The 20,563-nt window shown below is 63.6% G+C and carries 20 protein-coding genes; 6 read left to right on the top strand and 14 right to left on the bottom strand.

The window, feature by feature from the left end; translation table 11 throughout:
• Position 1: 1 nt before the first annotated feature.
• Positions 2 to 1,795 carry an ABC transporter permease gene (locus ACQY7R_RS09290; RefSeq protein WP_428305326.1) on the bottom strand — a complete coding sequence of 598 codons (1,794 nt, stop codon included), beginning with the start codon at positions 1,793 to 1,795 and terminating at the stop codon, positions 2 to 4.
• A gap of 168 nt (positions 1,796 to 1,963) precedes the next feature.
• Positions 1,964 to 2,923: a serine O-acetyltransferase EpsC gene (gene epsC / locus ACQY7R_RS09295; protein ID WP_428305327.1), complete on the bottom strand. Its 960-nt coding sequence runs from the start codon at positions 2,921 to 2,923 to the stop codon at positions 1,964 to 1,966.
• On the opposite strand from epsC, the gene ACQY7R_RS09300 reads away from it, so the two are divergent.
• Positions 2,922 to 3,167: a hypothetical protein gene (locus ACQY7R_RS09300; protein ID WP_428305328.1), complete on the top strand. Its 246-nt coding sequence runs from the start codon at positions 2,922 to 2,924 to the stop codon at positions 3,165 to 3,167. The genes epsC and ACQY7R_RS09300 overlap by 2 nt on opposite strands.
• A 266-nt stretch (positions 3,168 to 3,433) precedes the next feature.
• On the top strand, positions 3,434 to 3,829 hold the full coding sequence (locus tag ACQY7R_RS09305) for a hypothetical protein (protein ID WP_428305329.1): 396 nt from the start codon (positions 3,434 to 3,436) through the stop codon (positions 3,827 to 3,829).
• On the opposite strand, the gene ACQY7R_RS09310 is transcribed toward ACQY7R_RS09305, so the two are convergent.
• The 5 genes from ACQY7R_RS09310 to hisH all read right to left on the bottom strand — a co-directional run bounded on the left by ACQY7R_RS09310 (position 3,772) and on the right by hisH (position 9,288).
• Positions 3,772 to 5,037 (bottom strand): dockerin type I domain-containing protein, encoded by a 1,266-nt coding sequence (locus ACQY7R_RS09310; protein ID WP_428305330.1) that lies wholly within the window; start codon positions 5,035 to 5,037, stop codon positions 3,772 to 3,774. The genes ACQY7R_RS09305 and ACQY7R_RS09310 overlap by 58 nt on opposite strands.
• Positions 5,038 to 5,170: 133 nt before the next feature.
• On the bottom strand, positions 5,171 to 7,261 hold the full coding sequence (locus ACQY7R_RS09315; RefSeq protein ID WP_428305331.1) for an elongation factor G: 2,091 nt from the start codon (positions 7,259 to 7,261) through the stop codon (positions 5,171 to 5,173).
• 230 nt (positions 7,262 to 7,491) lie between these two features.
• A complete protein-coding gene (gene hisA / locus ACQY7R_RS09320) occupies positions 7,492 to 8,226 on the bottom strand; it encodes a 1-(5-phosphoribosyl)-5-[(5-phosphoribosylamino)methylideneamino]imidazole-4-carboxamide isomerase (RefSeq protein ID WP_428305332.1) in 735 nt (244 codons plus the stop codon).
• 92 nt (positions 8,227 to 8,318) lie between these two features.
• Positions 8,319 to 8,624: a hypothetical protein gene (locus ACQY7R_RS09325; protein ID WP_428305333.1), complete on the bottom strand. Its 306-nt coding sequence runs from the start codon at positions 8,622 to 8,624 to the stop codon at positions 8,319 to 8,321.
• A gap of 58 nt (positions 8,625 to 8,682) precedes the next feature.
• Positions 8,683 to 9,288 (bottom strand): imidazole glycerol phosphate synthase subunit HisH, encoded by a 606-nt coding sequence (hisH, locus tag ACQY7R_RS09330; RefSeq protein WP_152099741.1) that lies wholly within the window; start codon positions 9,286 to 9,288, stop codon positions 8,683 to 8,685.
• 324 nt (positions 9,289 to 9,612) lie between these two features.
• On the opposite strand from hisH, the gene ACQY7R_RS09335 reads away from it, so the two are divergent.
• The 3 genes from ACQY7R_RS09335 to ACQY7R_RS09345 all read left to right on the top strand — a co-directional run bounded on the left by ACQY7R_RS09335 (position 9,613) and on the right by ACQY7R_RS09345 (position 11,289).
• Positions 9,613 to 9,861 (top strand): hypothetical protein, encoded by a 249-nt coding sequence (locus ACQY7R_RS09335; RefSeq protein ID WP_428305334.1) that lies wholly within the window; start codon positions 9,613 to 9,615, stop codon positions 9,859 to 9,861.
• 10 nt (positions 9,862 to 9,871) lie between these two features.
• Positions 9,872 to 10,093 carry a hypothetical protein gene (locus ACQY7R_RS09340; RefSeq protein WP_152099743.1) on the top strand — a complete coding sequence of 74 codons (222 nt, stop codon included), beginning with the start codon at positions 9,872 to 9,874 and terminating at the stop codon, positions 10,091 to 10,093.
• Between the two features lie 98 nt (positions 10,094 to 10,191).
• Positions 10,192 to 11,289, top strand: coding sequence for a S1 family peptidase (locus ACQY7R_RS09345; protein ID WP_428305335.1), 1,098 nt, complete (start codon positions 10,192 to 10,194; stop codon positions 11,287 to 11,289).
• 443 nt (positions 11,290 to 11,732) lie between these two features.
• Here ACQY7R_RS09345 and ACQY7R_RS09350 read toward each other — a convergent pair whose 3' ends face one another.
• The gene (locus ACQY7R_RS09350) at positions 11,733 to 12,650 is read right to left on the bottom strand and encodes an SDR family NAD(P)-dependent oxidoreductase (RefSeq protein WP_428305336.1); all 918 of its coding nucleotides are present in this window, start codon (positions 12,648 to 12,650) and stop codon (positions 11,733 to 11,735) included.
• An 86-nt stretch (positions 12,651 to 12,736) separates the two neighbouring features.
• On the opposite strand from ACQY7R_RS09350, the gene pyk reads away from it, so the two are divergent.
• Positions 12,737 to 14,248 carry a pyruvate kinase gene (gene pyk, locus ACQY7R_RS09355; RefSeq protein ID WP_428305337.1) on the top strand — a complete coding sequence of 504 codons (1,512 nt, stop codon included), beginning with the start codon at positions 12,737 to 12,739 and terminating at the stop codon, positions 14,246 to 14,248.
• Between the two features lie 527 nt (positions 14,249 to 14,775).
• Here the strand turns inward: pyk and ACQY7R_RS09360 are convergent.
• The 6 genes from ACQY7R_RS09360 to ACQY7R_RS09385 all read right to left on the bottom strand — a co-directional run bounded on the left by ACQY7R_RS09360 (position 14,776) and on the right by ACQY7R_RS09385 (position 20,563).
• Positions 14,776 to 15,174 carry an NINE protein gene (locus tag ACQY7R_RS09360; protein ID WP_428305338.1) on the bottom strand — a complete coding sequence of 133 codons (399 nt, stop codon included), beginning with the start codon at positions 15,172 to 15,174 and terminating at the stop codon, positions 14,776 to 14,778.
• 65 nt (positions 15,175 to 15,239) lie between these two features.
• Positions 15,240 to 15,425 carry a hypothetical protein gene (locus ACQY7R_RS09365; RefSeq protein WP_428305339.1) on the bottom strand — a complete coding sequence of 62 codons (186 nt, stop codon included), beginning with the start codon at positions 15,423 to 15,425 and terminating at the stop codon, positions 15,240 to 15,242.
• A gap of 132 nt (positions 15,426 to 15,557) precedes the next feature.
• Positions 15,558 to 16,529, bottom strand: a complete 972-nt coding sequence (locus ACQY7R_RS09370; RefSeq protein WP_428305340.1) for a hypothetical protein — start codon at positions 16,527 to 16,529, stop codon at positions 15,558 to 15,560.
• A gap of 153 nt (positions 16,530 to 16,682) precedes the next feature.
• Positions 16,683 to 17,558 carry an NAD(+)/NADH kinase gene (locus ACQY7R_RS09375; protein WP_428305341.1) on the bottom strand — a complete coding sequence of 292 codons (876 nt, stop codon included), beginning with the start codon at positions 17,556 to 17,558 and terminating at the stop codon, positions 16,683 to 16,685.
• A gap of 150 nt (positions 17,559 to 17,708) precedes the next feature.
• On the bottom strand, positions 17,709 to 19,604 hold the full coding sequence (gene dxs / locus ACQY7R_RS09380; RefSeq protein ID WP_428305342.1) for a 1-deoxy-D-xylulose-5-phosphate synthase: 1,896 nt from the start codon (positions 19,602 to 19,604) through the stop codon (positions 17,709 to 17,711).
• Positions 19,604 to 20,563 carry a polyprenyl synthetase family protein gene (locus ACQY7R_RS09385; RefSeq protein ID WP_428305343.1) on the bottom strand — a complete coding sequence of 320 codons (960 nt, stop codon included), beginning with the start codon at positions 20,561 to 20,563 and terminating at the stop codon, positions 19,604 to 19,606. The genes dxs and ACQY7R_RS09385 overlap by 1 nt, the downstream gene beginning before the upstream one ends.

Genomic DNA, 20,563 nt, shown 5'->3' on the forward strand with positions numbered 1-20,563 from the left:
GCTAAGCGAGTCCGCCGAGCGCGGCTTCGGAGCGTTCGATCGTCCGCCCGACCCGCCGATCGAACGAGCGTGCTAGATCGGAGGCCAGCAAGGCGTTGACGACGGCGTATCCGATGATGCCAACGATGTAGGCGACGGCGAACTCCGACTCGCCGCGCAAGTTCATGTCGCCGATCGTGTAGGCCACCGGCGCCACCAGCAGGAAGGGAATGCAGGGCGCCATGCCCATGGCCATCAAACTTTCCGAAGCGTCCGAACTGCGACCAAATGCGGCGATGCTGCAGCAACAGAACAGGTACCCGCCGCCGCAGAAGAAGACGGTCGCCAGGGTGTAGCCCATCGCGCGAAGGCTCGTCGCCGAGACGAGCGAGTAGTGGAGCCCGACCTGGGAAACGAAGATCGCCGCCAGCGTGAAACTGATGAGCAACGGCGGGATCATCAGGGCGAAGCGGACGTCGAACGTCACGGCCAACGACCAGATAATGATCAGCAGCAGCAACCCCCAGCGCGCTGAATAGAGGTTTCCCAGCAGCTTGGCCCGCATAATCTCGCCGCCGCTGAGCGGCGTCGACAGCAGCGAGATCCAGCAGTCGCGTTCTTTCTCAAGCGTCACCAAGCCAGCGCCGCGGCCGGCCATCATCAGGAGGAGCCCCGAGCCGAGAAACCCAGTCGTCATCGCCGTGAAGACGTAATACGCCTCGGCGTTGAAGTCGAGGATTTCGAATTTCGCACAGATGAAGAAGTACGCCGTCAGCCCCATGGCAACGACGACGATGATGGCGTTGGCGAACGAGCCGAGCATGCCGAGCTTCGTCTTCGCCGTGGGGGCGAAGGCTTCCTTCCAGAGCATCGCGTTACTGGAGAGTTCGGGACGCCAACGAAACTTTTCCATGCCGCGGCGACGTTCCAATTTCTTCTGCTGCTTCGCGTCGCCGCGGCTCGCGTCGCGGAGATGGACGCGACGGACGGCATACATGGCGAGGCCGATTAATGCGGCAGACAAGCCGACGTGCCAGGCGGCCATCTTCAACACCGGCTCGAAGTCGAACCCGGCGCCGGCGGCAAAAATACTGCGCATCGACTGGCCGAGGACGACCACTGGATTTAGCGAGAGCACAAATTGCAGTACTGCCTGGGCTGCGTCGATCAGCGCCGAACGCCGTTGAAGCTGCAACTGAAACATCATCAACATGGCGGACAGCACGCCCGGCACGATGAGCAACACGGCCAGCAGGCGGTAGACGCGCATCACGGCGTCTCGCGAGCGAGGCGACCACACGGAAACGCAAACGCTCAGCGCCGTCAGCACCAGCGCGGTGCTGGCGGCGGTGATGAACGAGCCGGCCAGCAGATTGGCCGAAATTCCGCCGAGCAAACGAAAGATAAATAGGATCGGCAGGCTCACCAGCACCAACTGCCCAACGATCAGCAGCCGTGCGAACGTCTTGCCGACGACGATTTCGAAATTCGAAAGGTCGGTGGCGAACAGGTATTCAATGGTCCGCCGTTCGCGTTCCGAAGCAATCGTGCCGACGGCCATCGCCGGCGCGACGGCGATGATGCCGAGCAGTTGTACCCAGCTGAAGGCGATGAAGAAGGTCGTCGCCATCTGGGCGACGTCGCTAATCGAGGGCGCTCCGCCGCCTGCTCTCAGCGATTGCAGCTCGCTCATCGACGAGTACGAAACCCACAGGACGAACAAGATAATCAGGGCGTAGATCAGTCGCACCATGTATTGCCGACCCTGCCGGGCGGCGGCGACGAGTTCTACCTGAAAAATCGGTCCGAGAAGCATGTGCTACGTTCGCAGGCGGCGTGAAAGGGGTGCGCGACGTGCGATATCGTAGCAGTCGGGATGCGCGGGGGCAAAGAGCGCAATGCCGTAGGCAGCGCCAAGCCATGGTTGGCGGGGACCGGATAGCGCGCCGCTCCGGCCGGTCGTTGACCGGCGGCTACTTGGCGCTCAAATCTGGTAGTTTAGTTCGGGTCGCATGTCGTCGGGCGTGTCGTGGCGGAGGCGGAGCTTCGGCGCCTCAAGCACCACCGTTGTATGCGGTTCGACGCTCCGGGTGAGCCAGACGCTCGAGCCGATCACCGAGTGATGCCCCACCACCGTACGGCCGCCGAGGATCGTCGCGTTCGCATACACGACGACGCCGTCTTGGAGCGTCGGATGCCGCTTTTGACCGCGGACGAGTTGGCCGTCTTCGTCGGTCGGGAAGCTGAGCGCGCCGAGCGTGACGCCTTGGTAGAGCTTCACATGGTCGCCGATATGGCTCGTCTCGCCGACGACGACGCCCGTGCCGTGGTCGATGAAGAAGTGCCGCCCGATCGTGGCGCCCGGGTGAATATCGATACCCGTGCGGCTATGGGCCCACTCGCTCATCATCCGCGGGATGAACGGGATCGAGAGCTCGTACAGCAGGTGAGCGAGCCGGTAGACGGTGATCGCTTCCAAACCGGGGTAGCAAAAGATCACTTCGGCCGGCGTCTTGCAGGCGGGATCGCCGTCGTAGGCGGCCTGGACGTCGGTGGCGAGGATCTCGCGCAGTTCTGGAAGCTGATCGAGGAACTGAATCGTCTTCGCCTGGCCGAGGGCTTCGTAATCCTCCAGCCCATCGCAAATGCTCGTCGCGCCCGCTTCGTGGCGGAGTGCCCGGCCAATCTGCGTCGTCAGGCGATCGTGGAGCCGATCGACGAGGTCGCCGACGTAGTAGCCAATGTTGCCGTGATGTAGTCCCTCGCGGCGGCGGTAGCCGGGGAACATGATCTCGTTCAACTCATTGATCGCGGCGACAATCTCGTCGTACCGCGGCAGCGGGCAATGATCGAGATGGTTCATCTTGCCCGCGCGATCGTACGTGGCGACGATCCGCTCGGTGATGTCGGGCAATTGATCTTTCAAACGGAAATCGGTGGCCATGGCAGTTCGCCTCTGGTGGCGGAGTCGGCGAGCGGAGGGACGTGCGAAGGGCGTGAGCTTCGAACGGATGATCGGAGGGTGCGACGCCACGACCGGCGACGCGACGAAGAAGATCCCGCGTCACGCGGGGCAAGTACAGCGGCAACCGGCAGCGATCATCGAGTGCGGTCCTGGCGACTTGAGTAAGGATCGGGAGCTAGGACACGGCCTGCCCCTTGGAGGTTCTTTTCGGCGCGGCGTGTGAGGCAAGTTTAGCTATTTTACCGCTTGCAGCGGTCGGAGGGGAAGATCGCCCGAGCGAGGGCCAAACGCTGCTAGCGTCGCGAGGGCTCCGCATCGACCGCGCCAACGGTCGACCCTACCGGCATCTCACCCACCGGAACGGTCGCGGCACGTCCCGCGAGTTTGTCGAAAAAACTGACGCGTGTGGCCAAAACGCCTCGCAAACCATGTTAGGGTTCGAGTAGGGCGCCGACGCTGGATAGATTGTCACCTAGGCGGGGGACAACCGTGGGCCCTTCGTTAGCTCAGTACGATGCTCTGTGGATGCTGGCGGCGCTCGTGCCGGTGGCGCTCGCCGCCGCCGCCTGGGCGCTCCAGATGTCGTGCGGCTTTTGCTCCGTTGAGCCGCCCGAATTCACCCATGCCGTCAGCATGGTGGTGATGATCGCCATCGCCAACGCGACGCTCCGGCTCGCGCTGCAGATCACGGGCTCGGCGTACGGGATGGCGCCGCAGTATCTTATTCCCGCACTCATCACGAGCGCCGTGATCGCCGTGGCGCTGCCGACGACGCCGTTCTCGGCGCTAACGATTACCATCGTCCAGATTGTGCTCTGCGCCCTGATTTACGTCGCGTTCACGTGGGTGCAGGAAGCGGCCATCACGTCGTTCATGATGCTTTGAGATTTGCGTCGTCGCATGCAGCCAAACAAGACAGCCGCGGCAGAGAGCGTCAACGCGACGCTGGTCGGCTCCGGCACGCTTGTTCCCGCCACGGCGTCAAGCGGGAACTGGGCGCCCATAGCGCCGTAGTTCTGCTGCATAATCCAGGCGTCGTATGCATCGACGACGCCGTCGACGTTCGCGTCGGCGGGCAATATTCCTGACTTGCCAAAGTTTCGCTGCCAGACGAGGAAGTCGGCGCCATCGACGATGTGGTCGCCGTTGAAGTCGCCGGGCAACTGGTAGAGTTTGGCCGGAACTTGCCAACCCACGTCGGCGAGCGCCGCATAGTCGAGCGGCGTGAAGAGCCGGCGCTCCCCGCGGGGCAACGTCGGACCGAGCGAAGGTCGCGGCTGCGTCCCCGGCAGGTACGGGGGGCTGGTGACGTCCGACGCCCAGTGCTGTCCTCCCGATAGCGGCACGACGCCGTTGTAGAGCGTCTGCGAGTAGGCGCCTATGAACGTACCGTTGAGCACGTCGGCGCTGAAGGCCGCCGACGTGCCGAAGCCGAGCATGTGGGCTAGCTCGTGCGTGACAACCGTATAGAAGTCATACTCGTCCGGCGACGGCGGCGTGTTGACGTCGAAGTGCCAGTTGCGCGCGACGCCTGACGAATCAAACATGTCGACGGCGATCATACCCCCCCACGGCGCGAAGTCGACGCTGGAATTGCCTTGATTGCGATTGGTCACCGCAGCGCTAAACGCCGCCGTCGGCGTCCCGATGAACGACCGGGTGCCGGGACTTGCCTGCCCCAGCGTTTGTCCCGCAAGATCGAGCGGCATCGCATAAACGATGAGCGTGTTCTGCGGAACCGTGAGATCAACCGTCGACTTGTAGGTGTTCGTCAACGGATCGACGTAGAGGGCGTTCCAGCGATTCCCGCCCCCGGGTTCAATCGCCGCCAGCGTATCGGTGAACGATGTGAACGTCTTCGCGGCGAACTCAAGCGTTGTTCGCGCGAGGGTCGGATTCTCCGCGGTGCCGAAGAAGCCGATGCCTTGGTCGTGCGTGTAATCGAACTGGATGGTGATCGCCGCGGCCGGCTTTAGCGAGAAGTCTCCGCAGAACGCGACGGCCAAGAACGCCCTCAGCAGCCACGGAGCGAACGGTGGGCGCGCAGCTCCGCCGACCTTCACGAAACGGGCGGCGGCGGTGCGGCGAGGCATGGCGACGAGGGGGCAAAGCGATGGCGAGCGTCAGCTTCCAGGCTAGTTGCCGCCTCCCGTCTCGTCGAGAAATGGGCCGGCGTCGGCGGCGGAATCGACGGTTTGCCGCAGACGCCAGGTCCCATTTTCCGGGTCAATCTTCGTCTTCCTTGAGCTTCGCCTTGCTCAACACCTCTTGCTGGATATTTCCCGGAACGACGTCGTAGTGGGAGAAATCCATCGTGAAGCTCCCCTGGCCGCCTGTCATCGACGAGAGCGTACGGGCGTAGGTCGTCACCTCCGACAGGGGCGCCTTCGCCTCGATCGTCGTCATGTTCCCGCCCGACGACTCCATGCCGACCATCTGGCCGCGGCGACCGGGCAAATCGCTCGACACGTCGCCGACGTTCACGGCCGGGACGTTGATGTGCAGGTTCACGACCGGTTCTAACAAGGCCGGCTTCGCCTTCCTGAAGATCTCTGCCAAGACCTTGCTGGCCGCGATGCGGAAGGCGGTTTCGTTGCTGTCGACTGGATGGTCTTTGCCGTAGTAAACCTCGACGCAGACGTTCTGCACCGGATACCCGGCGATGACGCCGCTCTTCACGCGTTCAAGAAATCCCTTCTCGATCGCGGGCATGAAGTTGCCGGGGATCGAGCCGCCAACCACCGTGTCGACCCACAAAAAGTTCGCCGCCTTGTGGTAGTGCGTGTTCTTCAGCTGCGGAAAGCGTTGCTTGCTGGCGAACGCCACCGGATCGGCGCCTTCGGGGAATGGGTAGATCCGGGCGTGGATCTCGGCGAACTGCCCGCTGCCGCCCGACTGCTTCTTGTGACGGTAGCTGCCGTCGGCTTCGATTTGCACCGTCTCGCGGTAGGGAATCTTCGGCTCGTGCGTTTCGATCTCGACGTGGTCGCGGCGCTTGAGCCGTTCCTTCGTGAGGAGCAAATGAAGCTCGCTCATCCCGGTGATGACCATCTCTTTCGTCTCGGGGTCGTGCTCTAAATGGATCGTGCGATCTTCCTCGGTGATCTTATGGAGCGCGCCGGAAAGCTTCACTTCGTCGCCGCGGTTCTTCGGCGCGACGGCGAGGCCGACCATCGGCGTGGGGAAGCTGATCGGCGGCAGTTCAACGTCGCCGACCGTGGTACCGGTGTGGAGGTCTTCGCACTTGGCGACCGCGACGATATCGCCCGGGCCCGCTTCGTCGACGGCGTGCGTGGCGCCCCCTTGGACTTCGAGCAAGGCGCCAAGCTTCACTCCCTTGCGGGCGTCGCCGGCGTGGACGATCGCGTCGCGGCGGAGCGTCCCGGCGTAGACGCGCAGGAAGCTGAGCCGTTGGACGAACGGATCGATGCGGGTCTTAAAAACTTGCGCCGCGAGGGGGGCCGATGGATCGGGTTTGAGCGTCACGTCGTCGCCGTTGACCAGCGCATGACGAGCGATGGCGGTCGGCGCCAGGGCGGCGAGCGTGAGCAAATCGAGCAACTCGGCAATGCCGACATGCTTCTTGGCCGAAACGCAAACGATCGGCGTGAGCGTCCCCGCCGCCACGGCGTTGGCCATCAGTTGCGATAGCTCTTCGTCCGACGGCATTTCGCCGGCGAAGTAGCGTTCCATCAGCTGTTCGTCGACTTCGATAATCGACTCGACAAGCGCTTCGTGGATCGGCCGCGGATCGACGACGGCGCCTTCGACGTTCGCCGGGATCATCAGCGTGTTGATGACGCCGCTGAGCGAATCGCCGGTGCCAATGGGGACGTTGAGCGGAATGCAGCCGTTGCCGAACGCTTCCTTGATCGAGGCCACCAAGGCAGGGAAGTCGACGTTCTCGGCGTCGAGCTTCGTGAGGACGATGATTCGCCCGCAGCCGGCGCTGCCAGCTTCGGCCCAAGCGCGGCGAGTGTTCACTTTGACGCCGGCGTGGGCGTCGACCGCGATGAGAGCGGTCTCGACGGCGCGGAGGGCGCCGATCATTTGACCAACCAGGTCGGGATAGCCGGGCGTGTCGAGAAAGTTGAAGTGCCGGCCGGCGTGATCGAGGTGAACGAGCGAGGCCTCGATGGAATGTTTGTGCTGTTTTTCTTCGTCGTCGAAGTCGCAGACGCTTGTGCCGGCGTCGACGCTCGGGTTTCCTTTGACGGCGCCGGTTTCGACGAGCAGCTGATCAATCAGCGTCGTCTTGCCGGCGCTACCGTGGCCGCAGATGGCAAGGTTCCTAATGTCCGCAATGTTCTTAACCATGATTCGATCCCCGTTCCTCGAAAAGAGAAGGTGAGTGTCCGGTGACTGCGAATGATCAAGTCTGGCGGCAGTGCTCCTGGGCTGTCGTCGGGTGAAAATGGGAAGGTAACTAAACGCCTAAATGCTTAACCGCCAAGGACGCCAAGAGCGCCAAGGGAAGAACCATTGTTCTTGTATTTCCTTGGCGTACTTGGCGTCCTTGGCGGTTCATGACTTTGTATTTGTTTGTTTTAGGTTGGACTCGCTACGGGCGTTTTCGATGCGGCGAGGGCATCTTTCAGCGTCAGGGTGCCGGCGTATAGCGCGCGGCCGATGATGGCGCTGTGGAGGCCAGCGGCGGAGAGGTCGGCAACGTCTTGCGCTGTCGTGACGCCCCCCGAGGCGACCACCGGCAGCTTCACCGCGGCCTGCATCTCGCTCATCGCCGCGACGTTCGGTCCTTGCAGCATGCCGTCGGTCGCGATGTCTGTATAAATGATGGCAGCGAGCGGGTCGTTCGCAAAGAGTTGCACGAATTCCACCGCTTGGACGCTGCTCGTTTCCAGCCAGCCATGCGTGGCGACGAAGCCGTCGCGGGCGTCGAGGCCCAACACCAGCTTGCCGGGATACTTGGCGATCATGTCGCGGAACCACTCGGGCTGCTTGAGCGCCGAAGTGCCGAGAACGACTCGCGACAGGCCGAGATCGAGCAGCGACTCGATTGTCGCTTCGTCGCGAATACCGCCACCGAGTTCGCATTCCATGTCGACCGTGGCGAGGATCTTGCGCACCGCGTCGAGATTCATCGGCTTGCCCGAGCGGGCGCCGTCGAGATCGACGAGGTGAAGATGCTTGGCGCCGTCGCGCTCGAAGCCGGCGGCGACGCTCGCCGGGTCGTCGGAGAAGACCGTCTCGCGGGCATAATCGCCCTGCTGCAGCCGAACGCAGCGGCCCCCTAACAGATCAATCGCGGGCCAAACCTGCATAGCAAACAACCCCGAAGCGAGGGGTGAAAACGGACGGGCGAACTACTGAAATCATCGCAGAGTGAGTGGCCGAATTCAAGCGTCAGGCCGTATCAACCGGAAATCAGAAGCCTCTCAACTTCCTCGACGAAAACGTCCACACGGGACATGAGTTCTTCAAGAGAACGAGGCGAATTCAGGGTGGTCGCCGCCTCACGGCAGGTCCCGCTGACTTCATCCAATTGCTCAGCCACGAGCGCAGCTTCGCGAGGGATGTATCGTATCGATAGCAGCGTGGACGCATTGCGAAAATCAATCCATCTGGGTTCTCCTGGCGACACACCGGCTCGACTACGAGCTTCAAAGTTAAAGCCAGCAGCCGCAAATTGCGGTTCCAAGCGAAGACGAATCGTCTTCATCAAGCTACCCACATGCTTGATCGGGTTTGGGTCCACGACTCGCCATTTTGGTAAGAAGCTAGAGTTCCGCAAAGTTCTTAAGCATCTGCAGTCCCACGCCTTGGCTCTTCTCCGGGTGGAACTGCGTGGCGAAGAGGTTATCGCGCCAGATCGCGGCGCAGAACGGGTTCGGATACGACGCCTCGCCGGCGATCACTCCTTCGTCCTTCGGCACAACGTAGTACGAATGCACGAAGTAAAAGTGGGCGTTGTCGTCGATCCCCTTGAAGATTGGCGCCGGGCGGCGCTGGGCGACGTGGTTCCAACCCATGTGGGGGACTTTGTATTCCGCCGGCACGTCGAAGCGGCGGACCTCGCCGGGGATGACGCCAAGCCCTTCATGGACGCCGTCTTCGTAGCCGACGTCGAACAGCATCTGCAGCCCGAGGCAGATCCCCAGGAACGGCTTGCCGGAATTGATCGCCCCCAGGATCGGCTCGACCAATTCGCGACGGCGGATCTCGGCGATCGCATCGGCAAAGGCGCCGACGCCGGGGAGCACAATGTGGTCGGCCCGCTCCAACACCTGCGGATCCGCGGTGATGGCGGCCGCGTGCCCGACGCGTTCAAACGCTTTTTGAACGCTGCGGAGGTTTCCCATTTGGTAGTCGATGATGGCGATCATGGCGGGGAGCGGGCGGGAGGTCGGAGGTCAGGGATCGGGCAGAAGATGCCGTTACAGCTTACCGGACCGGTCGAGCGGGGCGGCGGTTCGCGGATCCGCCATTCTAGCTGGCGGCAGGGCGTTTATGTAGCCGCGGAAGGGGTCGGGAGCCTTTTGCCACTAGCGGTATTGGATTCATTGGAAAACCTCCAGTGGCAAAAGGCTCCCGACCCCGTGGCGCTGCCAGTTGTGCCGACTAGCGAAGCTGGTGGGGGAAACGTCTGACGTTTGATGCAACGCCTGCAGGCGGTTCGATGAACAACTCTGGAGACGCCAGCGACAAGGATGCCGCCATGCACAGACGACCAGCGCCCAAAGATAAGAGCCACGCTCTACCTCCCCGAGGATCTGCTCGACGAGGCCCGTGACGCCGCTGTTTTTCTGGCTGGGTACCCCGCTCGGCTGACGCTCACCGGATTGGCGGAGAACGCGTTTCGAGCCGAGCTCGAGCGTTTGAAATTGCTCTACAACGGCGGCCGAGACTTCCCGCCCCGCGACGCAGACCTCCGCGGCGGGCGTCCGATTGCTGCGTAAGGAGTTGGCCATGGATTCCGCCACGCCGATCATCCCCTCGCCTTCGACGGGCTGGGGCAGGTTGGCCGCGACGCATGGAGAGCCGTCCGCCATCGCCGGCGGCTCGAACGGCGCCAAACAGTTTCGCCGTGAGGATGACGCCGCCCAGCTGAAAGCAAGGCTGCTGCGGATGATCGTCGCGAACGAAGAGACTCGCAAAGCAGCTGCCGACGAGGCTCGCAACGGGCGGTAGTTCGGTCGCTTTCCCACCATCCTGCCGCGCGTCGATCGACGACGCCGTTCGTCACCTTCCACCGCCGCCCGGCAATGTTCTCGACGATGCGAATGGCGATGCTACGGCCTATCGCCATGCTCGCGATGGCGTGGCTGACGCTATTCGCATCGGCGCGGGCGAACTCACTCGGCGCGCCGCAAGCGATTGAACCAGGCGCCTTTACGCCCGTGGGCTCGCCGCGGTCGGCGGTCGACTTCACTAGTCAGCAGCCACACCCGGCCGTGGCACGGATCGTCGTCCCGGAAGGAGATGCGACCTCGTACGGCAGCGGTACGCTCGTCGATGTCCGCGATCAATACGGACTGGTCGTCACCAACTGGCACGTCGTGCGCGACGGCAATGGGGAAGTGGAAGTCATCTTCCCCGACGGGTTCCGCTCGAAGGCGCGGCCGCTCAAGGTCGATTCCGATTGGGATCTGGCGGCGCTCGTCGTCTGGCGACCGAACGCGGCGCCGGTGAAGCTGGCCGCCACCGCTCCGCAAGCGGGCGAGCAGCTGACGATCTGTGGTTACGGCTCGGGGAATTACCGCGCCGCGACCGGCCGTTGCACGCAGTATTACGCCCCTGCGGAGAACCTGCCGCAGCATATGGTGGAGCTCGACGTCGAAGCCCGGCAAGGCGATTCGGGCGGGCCGATCTTTAACGCGCGGGGCGAACTCGCCGGCGTGTTGTTCGGGGCAGGGCAGGGAACGACGCTCGGCAGTTTTGGCGGGCGGGTGGAACACTTCCTCGCGAGCTTGGCGCCGAACATTGGCAGCGGAACGCAAGGCGCCGCGGCGATCGCCCACGCCGAGCCGCCGCAATCGCAGCTGGAGGCCGACAATATCAACCGCGGCGCGGGCGCGATGCTGGTGGGAATGCACTCGCCGAATCACAGCGCTGATGCAGCGGCCGTGAAGCGCGGTCACTCGAGCGAGGCCGAGTCGGCCCTTAGCTTTGCAGCGACGACGAGCCACGGCGATTGGCAGGCGGTTGAGGAGAGCCCTTCAGGCGCGACGCTGCCGGCCGCGACGAATGCAACGATGATGCATGTGGCGGCGGATGGCGGAGCGACGCACGGCAGCGGCTTCAGTTGGTTCGAATCAACGAAGAACGTCCTCGCGCTTGTTGGCATTGCGGCGATCGTCGTGCAATCGCTGCGGCTGATTCGCTAACCCCTCTGCGATGGTAGCCAGAAAGTGCAAGCACTTTTGTAAGGGCTACAAGCGGCGCGAGTGCGGCTCTTCACTCTCGATGGCAACGGTGTACGTTGCCTGCTCTCAATGCCGCGGCATGCAGCGAGTGAACGCGGCGTTTGCTCGCAGATGCGCGCGAGGAGTAATCGCTTAGCAGCGATTGGCACGCGAGCTGCATTAGTAGCTCTCGTCCAACACGGCACGTCACTCGTCAGCGAAGCCCGCAATCTTCGCACTCCTGGACGACCCAGACGTGTCTGACTCTCGCACGGGCGCCGACGCATGGCGCAGTAACTCTTCCCGCTACGGGGCAGTTGCGAGTCGGGACGCACGCCGAAGGGCTCCACTTGGCATCCTCGCAGGGCCAAGTGGGGCCCTTTTTTTTCGCGCTAAACGCCCACCAGACAAGCCGGTGGCTTTGATTACTTCGTCGAACGGGTGAGCAGCCAATCGCCCCAGCTCGCGGAGAGTTGGCTGAGCGCGCAGAGGATGCGGACCTTCGCGGGGATTACCAGGTCAGCGCGCCGCTGCTCGCAGGCTTTCAGGATCCGCTCGGCAACGACGTTGGCGTCGAGCGTCTTGAGGTGAGCGCCCGCGCCGGGGGCGTGAGCCGCGGCTGGCACGCCGACGCCGTCGGCGGCGTAGCGCTTGCCGTTGTCGTCGCGAGTGAACGGCCCCGGGCAGACGAGCATCGCGTGGACGCCCTGGTCACCGAGTTCCAATCGCAACTGCTGCGTGTAGGCACCGATCGCGAACTTGCTGGCCGGATACGCGCCGGTGTAGCGCGGGGCCACCTTGCTGGCGAGCGAGCCGATGTTCACCAAGTGGCCGCGGCTCTTCAGGAGCAGCGGCGCGAAGGCCCGCGTGGCGCGAACCATCGTGTAGAAGTTCGCTTCGAACAATTGTTGAAAATCTTCGGGCGCCGCATCGAGCACCTTGCCGCGGGTCGAGCGGCCCGCGCAGTTGCAAAGCATCTCAACGCGACCGAACTTTTCCGTCACCTCCGCGGCGACGCGGTCGACGTCTTCCTGCCAAGCCATGTCGCCGGCAATCGAAGTAACGTTTCCGCCGGCCCGTTGCAACTCGCCTGCCGCGGCGTCGAGCGCGTCCTGCCGACGGCCGATGAGCACGACGCGAGCATTACGTTTTGCTAAGGCGCGGCCAATCGCCAGCCCCAAACCGGCAGATCCGCCGGCAACGACGCAGACTTTGTCTTGCCAATAGGACATGTAGTGTAGGACGGCCCGTTGCGGGTCGCCGGAGTGGACGTGCGGATGGAAGAAAAGGCTGCGTACGGCCCTCCGCAGCGGGGCGATGGGGTGAGTTGACCGTATTCCCATTCCGCCGTCCAGTAGGCACAATACACGCCCCCTTACCTTCCCCCCTCTCCCCGCCGCACGACCCCCGCGGGTCGCGAGATCACGCCATGGACGGAAATCCGCTCTCAGCCCCCCGCGCTCAATGGGCCCGCACGAAGATCGTGGCCACCGTCGGCCCCGCCTGCGGCGAAGTCGAGCAACTCACTGGACTCGTGCTCGCCGGCGCCGACGTCTTCCGCCTGAACATGGCCCACGGCGGACCCGAACAGCAGCAGGTGTTCGTCGATCGCATTCGGCAAGTGAGCCGCGATCTCAACCAGCCGCTCGCGATCCTCGCCGACCTCGGCGGCCCGAAGATTCGCCTCGGCGAGATTCCGGGCGAAAGCATCTTTTGTCGCCTGGGCGATGAGTTCTTCTTCGTCGACGACGAATCGAAGGCGCCGAACGAACTGACCGCCACCTACGAGCCGCTGCTCGAAGAGCTGTCGGTCGGCGATATCGTGATGCTCGCCGACGGCACGGTGAGCATGCGGGTCGAGGAAGTGAAGCCGGGCCGCGTGCGAACCTCGGTGGTGCAGCGCGGCACGATCCGCAGCCGGCAGGGGATCAACCTGCCCGACGTGAAGCTGAGCGCTCCGGCCATTAGCGTCGAAGATTATCAGCACGCCATTTGGGCGGCGAAGGCGGGCGTCGACTACATCAGCCTCAGCTTCGTGCGGTCGCCGGACGAAGTGCGGACGTTGAAGGACATTGTGCGGTCGAGCAGTTCGAAGGCGGGCGTTATCGCGAAGATCGAGAAACGCGAGGCATTGCTGCGGCTCGAAGAGATCGTCGCCGAAGCGGACGGCGTGATGGTGGCCCGCGGCGATCTGGGCGTCGAGATCGACGTCGCGCGCGTGCCGGTCGAGCAGAAGCGGATCGTCCGCGTCTGCCAGGAACTGCAGAAGCCGTCGATCATCGCGACGCAAATGCTCGACAGCATGCACGACTCGCCCCGGCCGACGCGGGCCGAAGCGACCGACGTGGCCAATGCAATCCTCGACGGCGCCGATGCGTGCATGCTCTCGGGCGAGACGGCGATCGGTAAATTCTCGCGTGAAGCGGTCGAGATGATGAACCGCATCGCGCAGGTAACCGAGGAAAGCATGGCGGGCCGGCCACCGCGCGAGATGACGCGGCCGCGGGCCGATAACTTGCAGGAGATCACTCGCGCCGTCGTCCGCGGGGCAGGCACCATGGCCCACTCGCTGGGGGCCAAGCTGGTGGTCGTCGCGAGCCACTCGGGCCGGACGGCGCTCGGCCTCTCGCAGCAGCGGAGCTTTGTGCCGACGATCGGCGTCAGCACAAGTGAAACGACGCTGCGGAAGATGTGCCTCTACTGGGGCGTCACCCCGCTGCGCGGGGCGCCGGCGACCAATGTCGAGCAACTGATTCGGCACGCCGACGACTGGGCCTGTGACGCCGGGCTGGCCGCGAAGGGCGATCGTCTGATTATCGTCGGCGGCTCGCACTTGGCCGCAGGACCGGATAATCCGAATGCGACTGGCGTGCATGACATTGTGATTGTGCACGAGGTCGAAGGGACGGCGGCGAAGGAAGCGGCGGAAACGAAGGCGTAGCGGCCCTAGCCCCGGGCTCCGCGCGGGGGTCGCACTGCGCGGCGACGTCTTTTGGAATGGAGGCCGACCCTCGGGCGGAGCCTGGGGCTAGTCGTGTCGCATCGCTTCGCGAGCGAAATGCGATTTTAAGCGACACTAGCGACACTCCGTAAATCGTTGCGACGTAGTGTGTTACGCTTTATGTCGCTTTTTAGATGTCGCATTTGGGGCGACATCAAGACTGCTGGCGACGCTTCGTGAGCCGTTGGAGTGGGGCGCGGAATCGGCGTCGGAGACGCCTCCCGCATCGCTGGGAAGCTGAGACTTCTCGCGCACGCGATTGGACTGAGTCGGATGTCAAAGAGCGGTCGGCGCGCAGCTTCGACGTCGTGAGTTCAGCCTAGCAGATGCGCGTTAGGGCGCTGAGCGGCGATTTTCGGCCACCCTGCGAGTTACGCGAAGAGGCGGCGTCGCTGGGGATGGAGGCCGCATTGGACTGGTCGCTGAAGCGACCAGTCCGACGTGCCGTGGGGGCCCCTAGCAGTGGGTTAGAACCAGGACTTCTTGTCGACGATGTACGTCTCGTAGAACTCGTCGTCGGACTTCGTGAGGTAGATGATCCCCTCGATGAGACCGATCGTGCCCATGATGATCCCGCCGGCGCCGCAGGTGAGGATCGTCGTCAGGGCCATGATGATGCCGGCTGTGTTCAGCCCGAGCACGAACTTATGAATGCCGAACGAGCCGAGCATGATGGCGCAGATGCCGGCAGTGATCTTTTTCGACGCGGCATCGCGAATCGCGGGATCGACTTGCAGCTTGCCGACCGAGCGCGTCGCCTCGCCCAGGTAGGTCGGCTGAATGGCGCCGCACTTGGGACACATCTGCGAGTTCGCGGCGATCTGGGCGCCGCAAGTCGGGCAGTACTTGAGCGTTTGAGAACTCATCGGCAAGGCTCGTGCGGCGTCGGGTTGGTACTGGAAGCAGGCAGAATCGGCGGCGAGAGACTAACTCACTTTTCGTCCGCTCGGCGCGTTAATGCAAAGTATACGACGTAAAACCAGCTGAAAAATCCGGCCACAATCGCCAGCAGAATCGACTTATTGCGCTGCCAGGAGCAGACAATGGCGATGGCTGTGCCGAAGGTGATGCCTGAATGGACGACGGTTTCGACGACGTCGACTTCGGCTAGGAGCATGCGATTCTCGGTCTACTTAAGGGGACGAGACTGAGTTGTGCGTCTCAGCGTAGAAGCTTATTCGAACACGAGCCTCACCGGATTATGTGTTCTGGCTCCCTCCTCTCAAGGGGGAGGGGACCTCAGGGTTTATTACTTCTTCGCCGCCGGCTTCGTCTCAATCACCGCCGACGCTTGTTGGACTTCGCTCTTCGCTCCCTTTACTTCGCTCGGCAGCAGCCGTTCTTGGAGCTTCGAGACGAAGTGCAGGCTGCTCGCCTTGCTGCTGTGGCCCAGGATGCGCTTATCGATGTTGTGCTCTTGGGCAATGGTGCGGCCCTTAGCGATATCGAAGCGGACCGTGCCGTCGGTGAGCCGGTCGACGAGTTGAGACTGGGCGTAGGAGTCGACGGGCGTGAGGATCTGGTACTCGACGTCGATAATGGCGACGCCGTTTTTTACGTCACGGAGTTTGCACACGCGGCGGGTTTGAATCTGCCGCATGGCGCCTCCCTTGCGGGGGACGGTGACGTTGTAGGGGTGGCTCCACTTTTCGCCGACGGCGATCTCGCCTACAGGCAGGCCGAGCGTGATCGGCATGTCTTCCTGAGGCTTCTGCTGCGGATGCTTCTGCTCGCGGAAGGTCACCTTGCCGTCGGGAGCGATGCGGACGATCGACAGCGGAATCCCAATCGCTCGAGCCACGGTTGAGAAGCCTTGCGGAACTGGATCTTTCGTGCGGCTGTCGAACTTGTTCACAGGCAGGCCGGGCGATTGGTTCGACATCTTGATCCATTCGACGACGTGCATAAATTCGATTTCGCCGTTGGGAAGGACGTCGGTCACTCTCCACGACTTCACCGATTCGGTATCGGTTTCGACTTCTTCTCTGGTCTCGTCCTGAATGTTGCGGAGCTTAGTCGACACCTTCACGTCGTAGCGGAGATCTTCGCCCATGGCGAACTTGTAGCGGAGGAGATACTTCTCGCCGCTGGCGGGGGCTGCGGCGGCAGCCGGAGCAGAAGTCGACGTTTTTTCTGCGGTTTCGGCGGCGACGGCCAGCGAAACGAAGGAAGAGAAAAACAGAGCGACGAAACAGCTCGTGCGAGCCAGGTGAAGGTTCATCGACCACGCCTCCATGCGGGTTTGGTTTTGTGAGCGGGACTCGCGATGCGGTCCAGCTTCTAGCCCTCGGCTCTGCCGGGGGGTCGCGTTACGGTTGAGTTAAACGGTGCGTCACCCCCGGGCGAAGCCCGGGGCTAGGGGACGCGAGTACTGCTACGATTCCTTCAGCTTGAGGCGTCCGCCCCAGCCGAGTTTCTCTCGCAGCGTCCGGTAGTATCCACGTCCGCGGACTTCGATCAACTGGAATTCTGCACTGGAGCGCTCGATTCGAATGCGGTCGTCCGCCAAGACCTGGCCAATTGGCTTGCCGTCGACCAGCAGGGTCGTCCCTTCGTTCGGCTGCGGGACGGCGAGTTCGTAGACGTGGTCGGCCGAGTCGATGACCGGACGATTGGTGAGCGTGTGGGGGCAAATCGGCGAAACGACCAGCGTTTGCAGGCTTTTTTCCATGATCGGGCCGCCCGCGGCGAGGTTGTAGGCGGTCGAACCGACAGGGGTGCTGACGATGAGTCCGTCGCAGCTATAGGTGGTCGCGAGGTGATCGTCGACGAACAGCTGGATCTCGACCATCGAGAACGAGGGGCCTGCTAGCACGACCGCCTCGTTGAGGCCAAGCGTGCGAGATTCTTCATGGCCGCTGCGATGGACGCTGCACTCGAACATGAGGTGCTTCACCACGCGGTACTGGCCGGCGACGATCTGCGGCAGGATTTCGTCGAGGTCTTCAGGCTGGATTTCGGCGAGGAAGCCGAGGCGGCCGAGGTTGACGCCGAGGACCGGCAGCTGGGTGAAACCCATTTGTCGCGCGGCGCGGAGGATCGAGCCGTCGCCGCCGAAGACGACGACCAAATCGGCGTCGACTTCAGGGAAAGGATCGTGAAAGTTGTCGAGCGAGGCAGCGACGTCGAGGTGGCGTTCGATGATCGAACGAAGGTTCGCGGCCTGATCGGCGAGGGCCTGGCGGCTGCCGTCGACAAGCAGGATGGCGCGAAGGCGGCGGGGGGATTTTAGTGATGCTGGTGCGGTCATACCGCAGAGCATAGCGTTGGGCGATTGGGGTAGGTAGCCCGGCCGCGACGTGATGGATGCCGGAAGGGGTCGGGGGCCTTTTGCCACTAGCGACATTGCTCTGAGTGGAGAGCACCCGGTGGCAAAAGGCCCCCGACCCCGTGTGCGCGACTAGCGAGTTGGGATGCCCGCGGCCAGGCGTTGGCAGGTGGCGACGATGCCAGGGACGTCCATGCTGAGATCGGCGAGGAGTTCGTCGCGTTCGCCGTGTTCGACGTAGTGGTCGGGGATGCCGAGGCGGCGGACTCGGCTGGCGTCGACGCCGGCGTCGGCGGCGGCTTCGAGGACTGCGCTGCCGAAGCCGCCCATGAGCGAGGCTTCTTCCATCGTGACGACCCACGGCAGGTCGCGGATCGCGCCGACGATTACCTCGGTATCAAGCGGCTTGAGGAAGCGGGCGTTGATGACGCCGACGTCGAGGCCTTCCTCGCGGAGGCGGTCGCTCGCTTCGAGGGCGCGGCGGACGAGGGCGCCGCAGACGACGATGCAGCCGTCGGCGCCGGTGCGGATCGTTTCGCTGCGGCCGAGTTCGATCGGCGCCTGTTCGCGCTCGATCGTGACGGCGCTGGCCTTCGGGTAGCGGAGACTGCAGGGGCCGTCGAACTTCAACGCGAAGTCGAGCATCGCCGGCAGGTCGGCCGCGTCGCCGGGAGCCATGAGGACCATGTTCGGGAAGACCCGCATGTAGCCGAAGTCGAAAACGCCGTGATGCGTCGGGCCGTCGGGGCCGGCGAGGCCGCCGCGATCCATCATGAAGGTGACCGGCAGATTCTGCAGGGCGACTTCCTGGAAGATGTGATCGTAGGCCCGTTGCATGAACGTGCTGTAGATGTCGACGATCGGCCGCATGCCGACCTTCGCCTGGCCGGCGGCGAACGCGACCGTGTGGGCTTCGCAAATGCCGGTGTCAAAGAAGCGGTCGGGGAATTCCTCGCGGACCTTTTCGAGCTTGTTCCCCTGGCACATCGCGGCGGTGAGGACGGTAACCTTCGGATTCGCGCGCATTTGGTCGAAGATCGCCTGCGAGGCGACGTTCGTGTACGCGGGCGCCGAGGGGCCCTTTTTCGCGATGACGTATTTGTCTTGCTGCCGTTCGAACTGCGGCGGGGCGTGGTAGGTGACGGGGTCGGCGGCGGCCGGGTGGAAGCCGTGACCTTTCTCGGTGACGACATGCAGGAGCACCGGCCCGTCGATCCGCTGCACCATCTTGAAGTATTTGCGGAGCAGGCCGATGTTGTGGCCGTCGATGGGGCCGATGTAGCGGAAGCCCATGTCTTCGAACATCATGCCGCCGCTGAGGCCCGCCTTGGCGGCTTCTTTCAGCTGCACCAAGAACCGCTCGGCCGGATCGCCGAGGAGCGGCACGCGGTTGAGCATCTTGGCGATCTCGCCCTTGAGCCCCGCGTAGGCGGGGTTCATGCGGAGGCGATCGAGATAGTCGGAGACGCTGCCGACCGGCGGGCAGATCGACATCCGATTGTCGTTGAGGATCACCAGCAGTTTTTTGCTCTGCCGGCGGCCATTGTTGAGGGCTTCGAACACGACGCCGGAGGGGAAGGCGCCGTCGCCGATCACCGCGACCGTGTGGCGATTTTCTTCCGGGCGTAGGAAGGCGTCGCCGCTGGCGAGGCCGAGCGCTGTTGAAACGCTCGCCCCAGCGTGACCGGTCATGAACAGGTCGTACTCGCTCTCAGCCGGGTTGGGGTAGCCCATGAGGCCCCCCTTGGTGCGCATCGACTGGAACTGCTCGTAGCGGCCGGTGAGGAGCTTGTGGGGATAAATCTGGTGTCCGGTATCCCAAATCAGGCGGTCGCGTTTGAAGTCGAACGCCTGGTGGAGACCGATGGCGAGTTCGACGACGCCGAGGTTCGACGCGAAGTGCGCGCTGCGGCAAGCGATCAAGCCGCAGAGGACCTCGCGGATTTCGCCGGCGAGTTGCTCGAGTTGCGGAAGGGTCATTCCGCGGAGATCGGCCGGATCGCGAATCGTTTCTAGCAGCGTTGTCATCAACGGCTCCTACGCCCCACGAATTCCGCCAGTTCGCGAAGCGGCTGCGCCGCCGCTCCGAATGAATCGATTGCCTGACACGCTTCTTCGATGAGTTCCGCGGCACGTTGGCGGCTTGGTTCGACGCCGAGCAGGGAGGGGTACGTCACCTTGCCGCGATGCCGATCTTTACCGATCCGCTTGCCGACGTTCGCTTCGTTGCCGCTGACGTCGAGCAAATCGTCGACGATTTGGAACGCGTGTCCCAGTTTTTCGCCGAACAGGACCAAAGCTTGCCGCTGTTCCGCCGAACCGTCGGCCGCGACGGCGCCGAGTTCCAGCGAGGCGCGGAACAGGGCGCCGGTCTTCCGCCGATGAATTGATTGTAGTCGTTCGAGGCCGATGTGACGAAATTCGGCGGCCAAATCGTCGGCCTGGCCGCCAACCAGGGCCTCGGGCCCGGCGGCTTTGGCGAGCAGGGCACAGCAGCGGGCGGCCCGTTCGCCCGGCTGGATGCCGATGGCCAGCACCTCAAACGCCCGGGTAAGGAGCGCGTCGCCGACCAGGATGGCGGTCGCCTCGTCGAATTGCTTGTGGCAGGTGGGGCGGCCGCGGCGGAGGTCGTCGTCGTCCATCGCCGGTAGGTCGTCGTGGACCAGCGAGTAGGCGTGGATCATTTCCACCGCGACGGCGGCGGGAAGGGCTTGCTCGATGGCAACCGCGCCGCCGCAGGCTTCGGCAGCGAGCAGCACCAGGTGGGGCCGCAACCGTTTGCCCGGGGCGAGCAGGCTGTAGCGGATTGCCTCGCCGAGTTGGGCGGGGCAATTGGCGTCGAACTGCGCCCAACGGCGGAGCGCGGTTTCGATCTGCTCGCTACGCTGGGCGTCGAGCGGGGGGGAATCTGAGGTGGGAGCGGCGGCCATGGGCGTCGAGCAGCAGGTCACGGGGGAGGCTTCCTCGCGCTCCCAGCAAGCCGTCAT

This window comes from Lacipirellula sp. (assembly GCF_965279485.1).
Classification (GTDB): Bacteria; Planctomycetota; Planctomycetia; order Pirellulales; family Lacipirellulaceae; genus Lacipirellula.

Excerpts from the sequence above, each read along its gene's own strand:
- ACQY7R_RS09290 (WP_428305326.1), bottom strand. The coding sequence starts at position 1,795 with ATGCTTCTCGGACCGATTTTTCAGGTAGAACTCGTCGCCGCCGCCCGG.
- ACQY7R_RS09300 (WP_428305328.1), top strand. The coding sequence starts at position 2,922 with ATGGCAGTTCGCCTCTGGTGGCGGAGTCGGCGAGCGGAGGGACGTGCG.
- epsC (WP_428305327.1), bottom strand. The coding sequence starts at position 2,923 with ATGGCCACCGATTTCCGTTTGAAAGATCAATTGCCCGACATCACCGAG.
- ACQY7R_RS09310 (WP_428305330.1), bottom strand. The coding sequence starts at position 5,037 with ATGCCTCGCCGCACCGCCGCCGCCCGTTTCGTGAAGGTCGGCGGAGCT.
- ACQY7R_RS09315 (WP_428305331.1), bottom strand. The coding sequence starts at position 7,261 with ATGGTTAAGAACATTGCGGACATTAGGAACCTTGCCATCTGCGGCCAC.
- hisA (WP_428305332.1), bottom strand. The coding sequence starts at position 8,226 with ATGCAGGTTTGGCCCGCGATTGATCTGTTAGGGGGCCGCTGCGTTCGG.
- ACQY7R_RS09325 (WP_428305333.1), bottom strand. The coding sequence starts at position 8,624 with ATGAAGACGATTCGTCTTCGCTTGGAACCGCAATTTGCGGCTGCTGGC.
- hisH (WP_152099741.1), bottom strand. The coding sequence starts at position 9,288 with ATGATCGCCATCATCGACTACCAAATGGGAAACCTCCGCAGCGTTCAA.
- ACQY7R_RS09335 (WP_428305334.1), top strand. The coding sequence starts at position 9,613 with ATGCCGCCATGCACAGACGACCAGCGCCCAAAGATAAGAGCCACGCTC.
- ACQY7R_RS09340 (WP_152099743.1), top strand. The coding sequence starts at position 9,872 with ATGGATTCCGCCACGCCGATCATCCCCTCGCCTTCGACGGGCTGGGGC.
- ACQY7R_RS09345 (WP_428305335.1), top strand. The coding sequence starts at position 10,192 with ATGCTACGGCCTATCGCCATGCTCGCGATGGCGTGGCTGACGCTATTC.
- ACQY7R_RS09350 (WP_428305336.1), bottom strand. The coding sequence starts at position 12,650 with ATGGGAATACGGTCAACTCACCCCATCGCCCCGCTGCGGAGGGCCGTA.
- pyk (WP_428305337.1), top strand. The coding sequence starts at position 12,737 with ATGGACGGAAATCCGCTCTCAGCCCCCCGCGCTCAATGGGCCCGCACG.
- ACQY7R_RS09360 (WP_428305338.1), bottom strand. The coding sequence starts at position 15,174 with ATGAGTTCTCAAACGCTCAAGTACTGCCCGACTTGCGGCGCCCAGATC.
- ACQY7R_RS09365 (WP_428305339.1), bottom strand. The coding sequence starts at position 15,425 with ATGCTCCTAGCCGAAGTCGACGTCGTCGAAACCGTCGTCCATTCAGGC.
- ACQY7R_RS09370 (WP_428305340.1), bottom strand. The coding sequence starts at position 16,529 with ATGAACCTTCACCTGGCTCGCACGAGCTGTTTCGTCGCTCTGTTTTTC.
- ACQY7R_RS09375 (WP_428305341.1), bottom strand. The coding sequence starts at position 17,558 with ATGACCGCACCAGCATCACTAAAATCCCCCCGCCGCCTTCGCGCCATC.
- dxs (WP_428305342.1), bottom strand. The coding sequence starts at position 19,604 with ATGACAACGCTGCTAGAAACGATTCGCGATCCGGCCGATCTCCGCGGA.
- ACQY7R_RS09385 (WP_428305343.1), bottom strand. The coding sequence starts at position 20,563 with ATGACGGCTTGCTGGGAGCGCGAGGAAGCCTCCCCCGTGACCTGCTGC.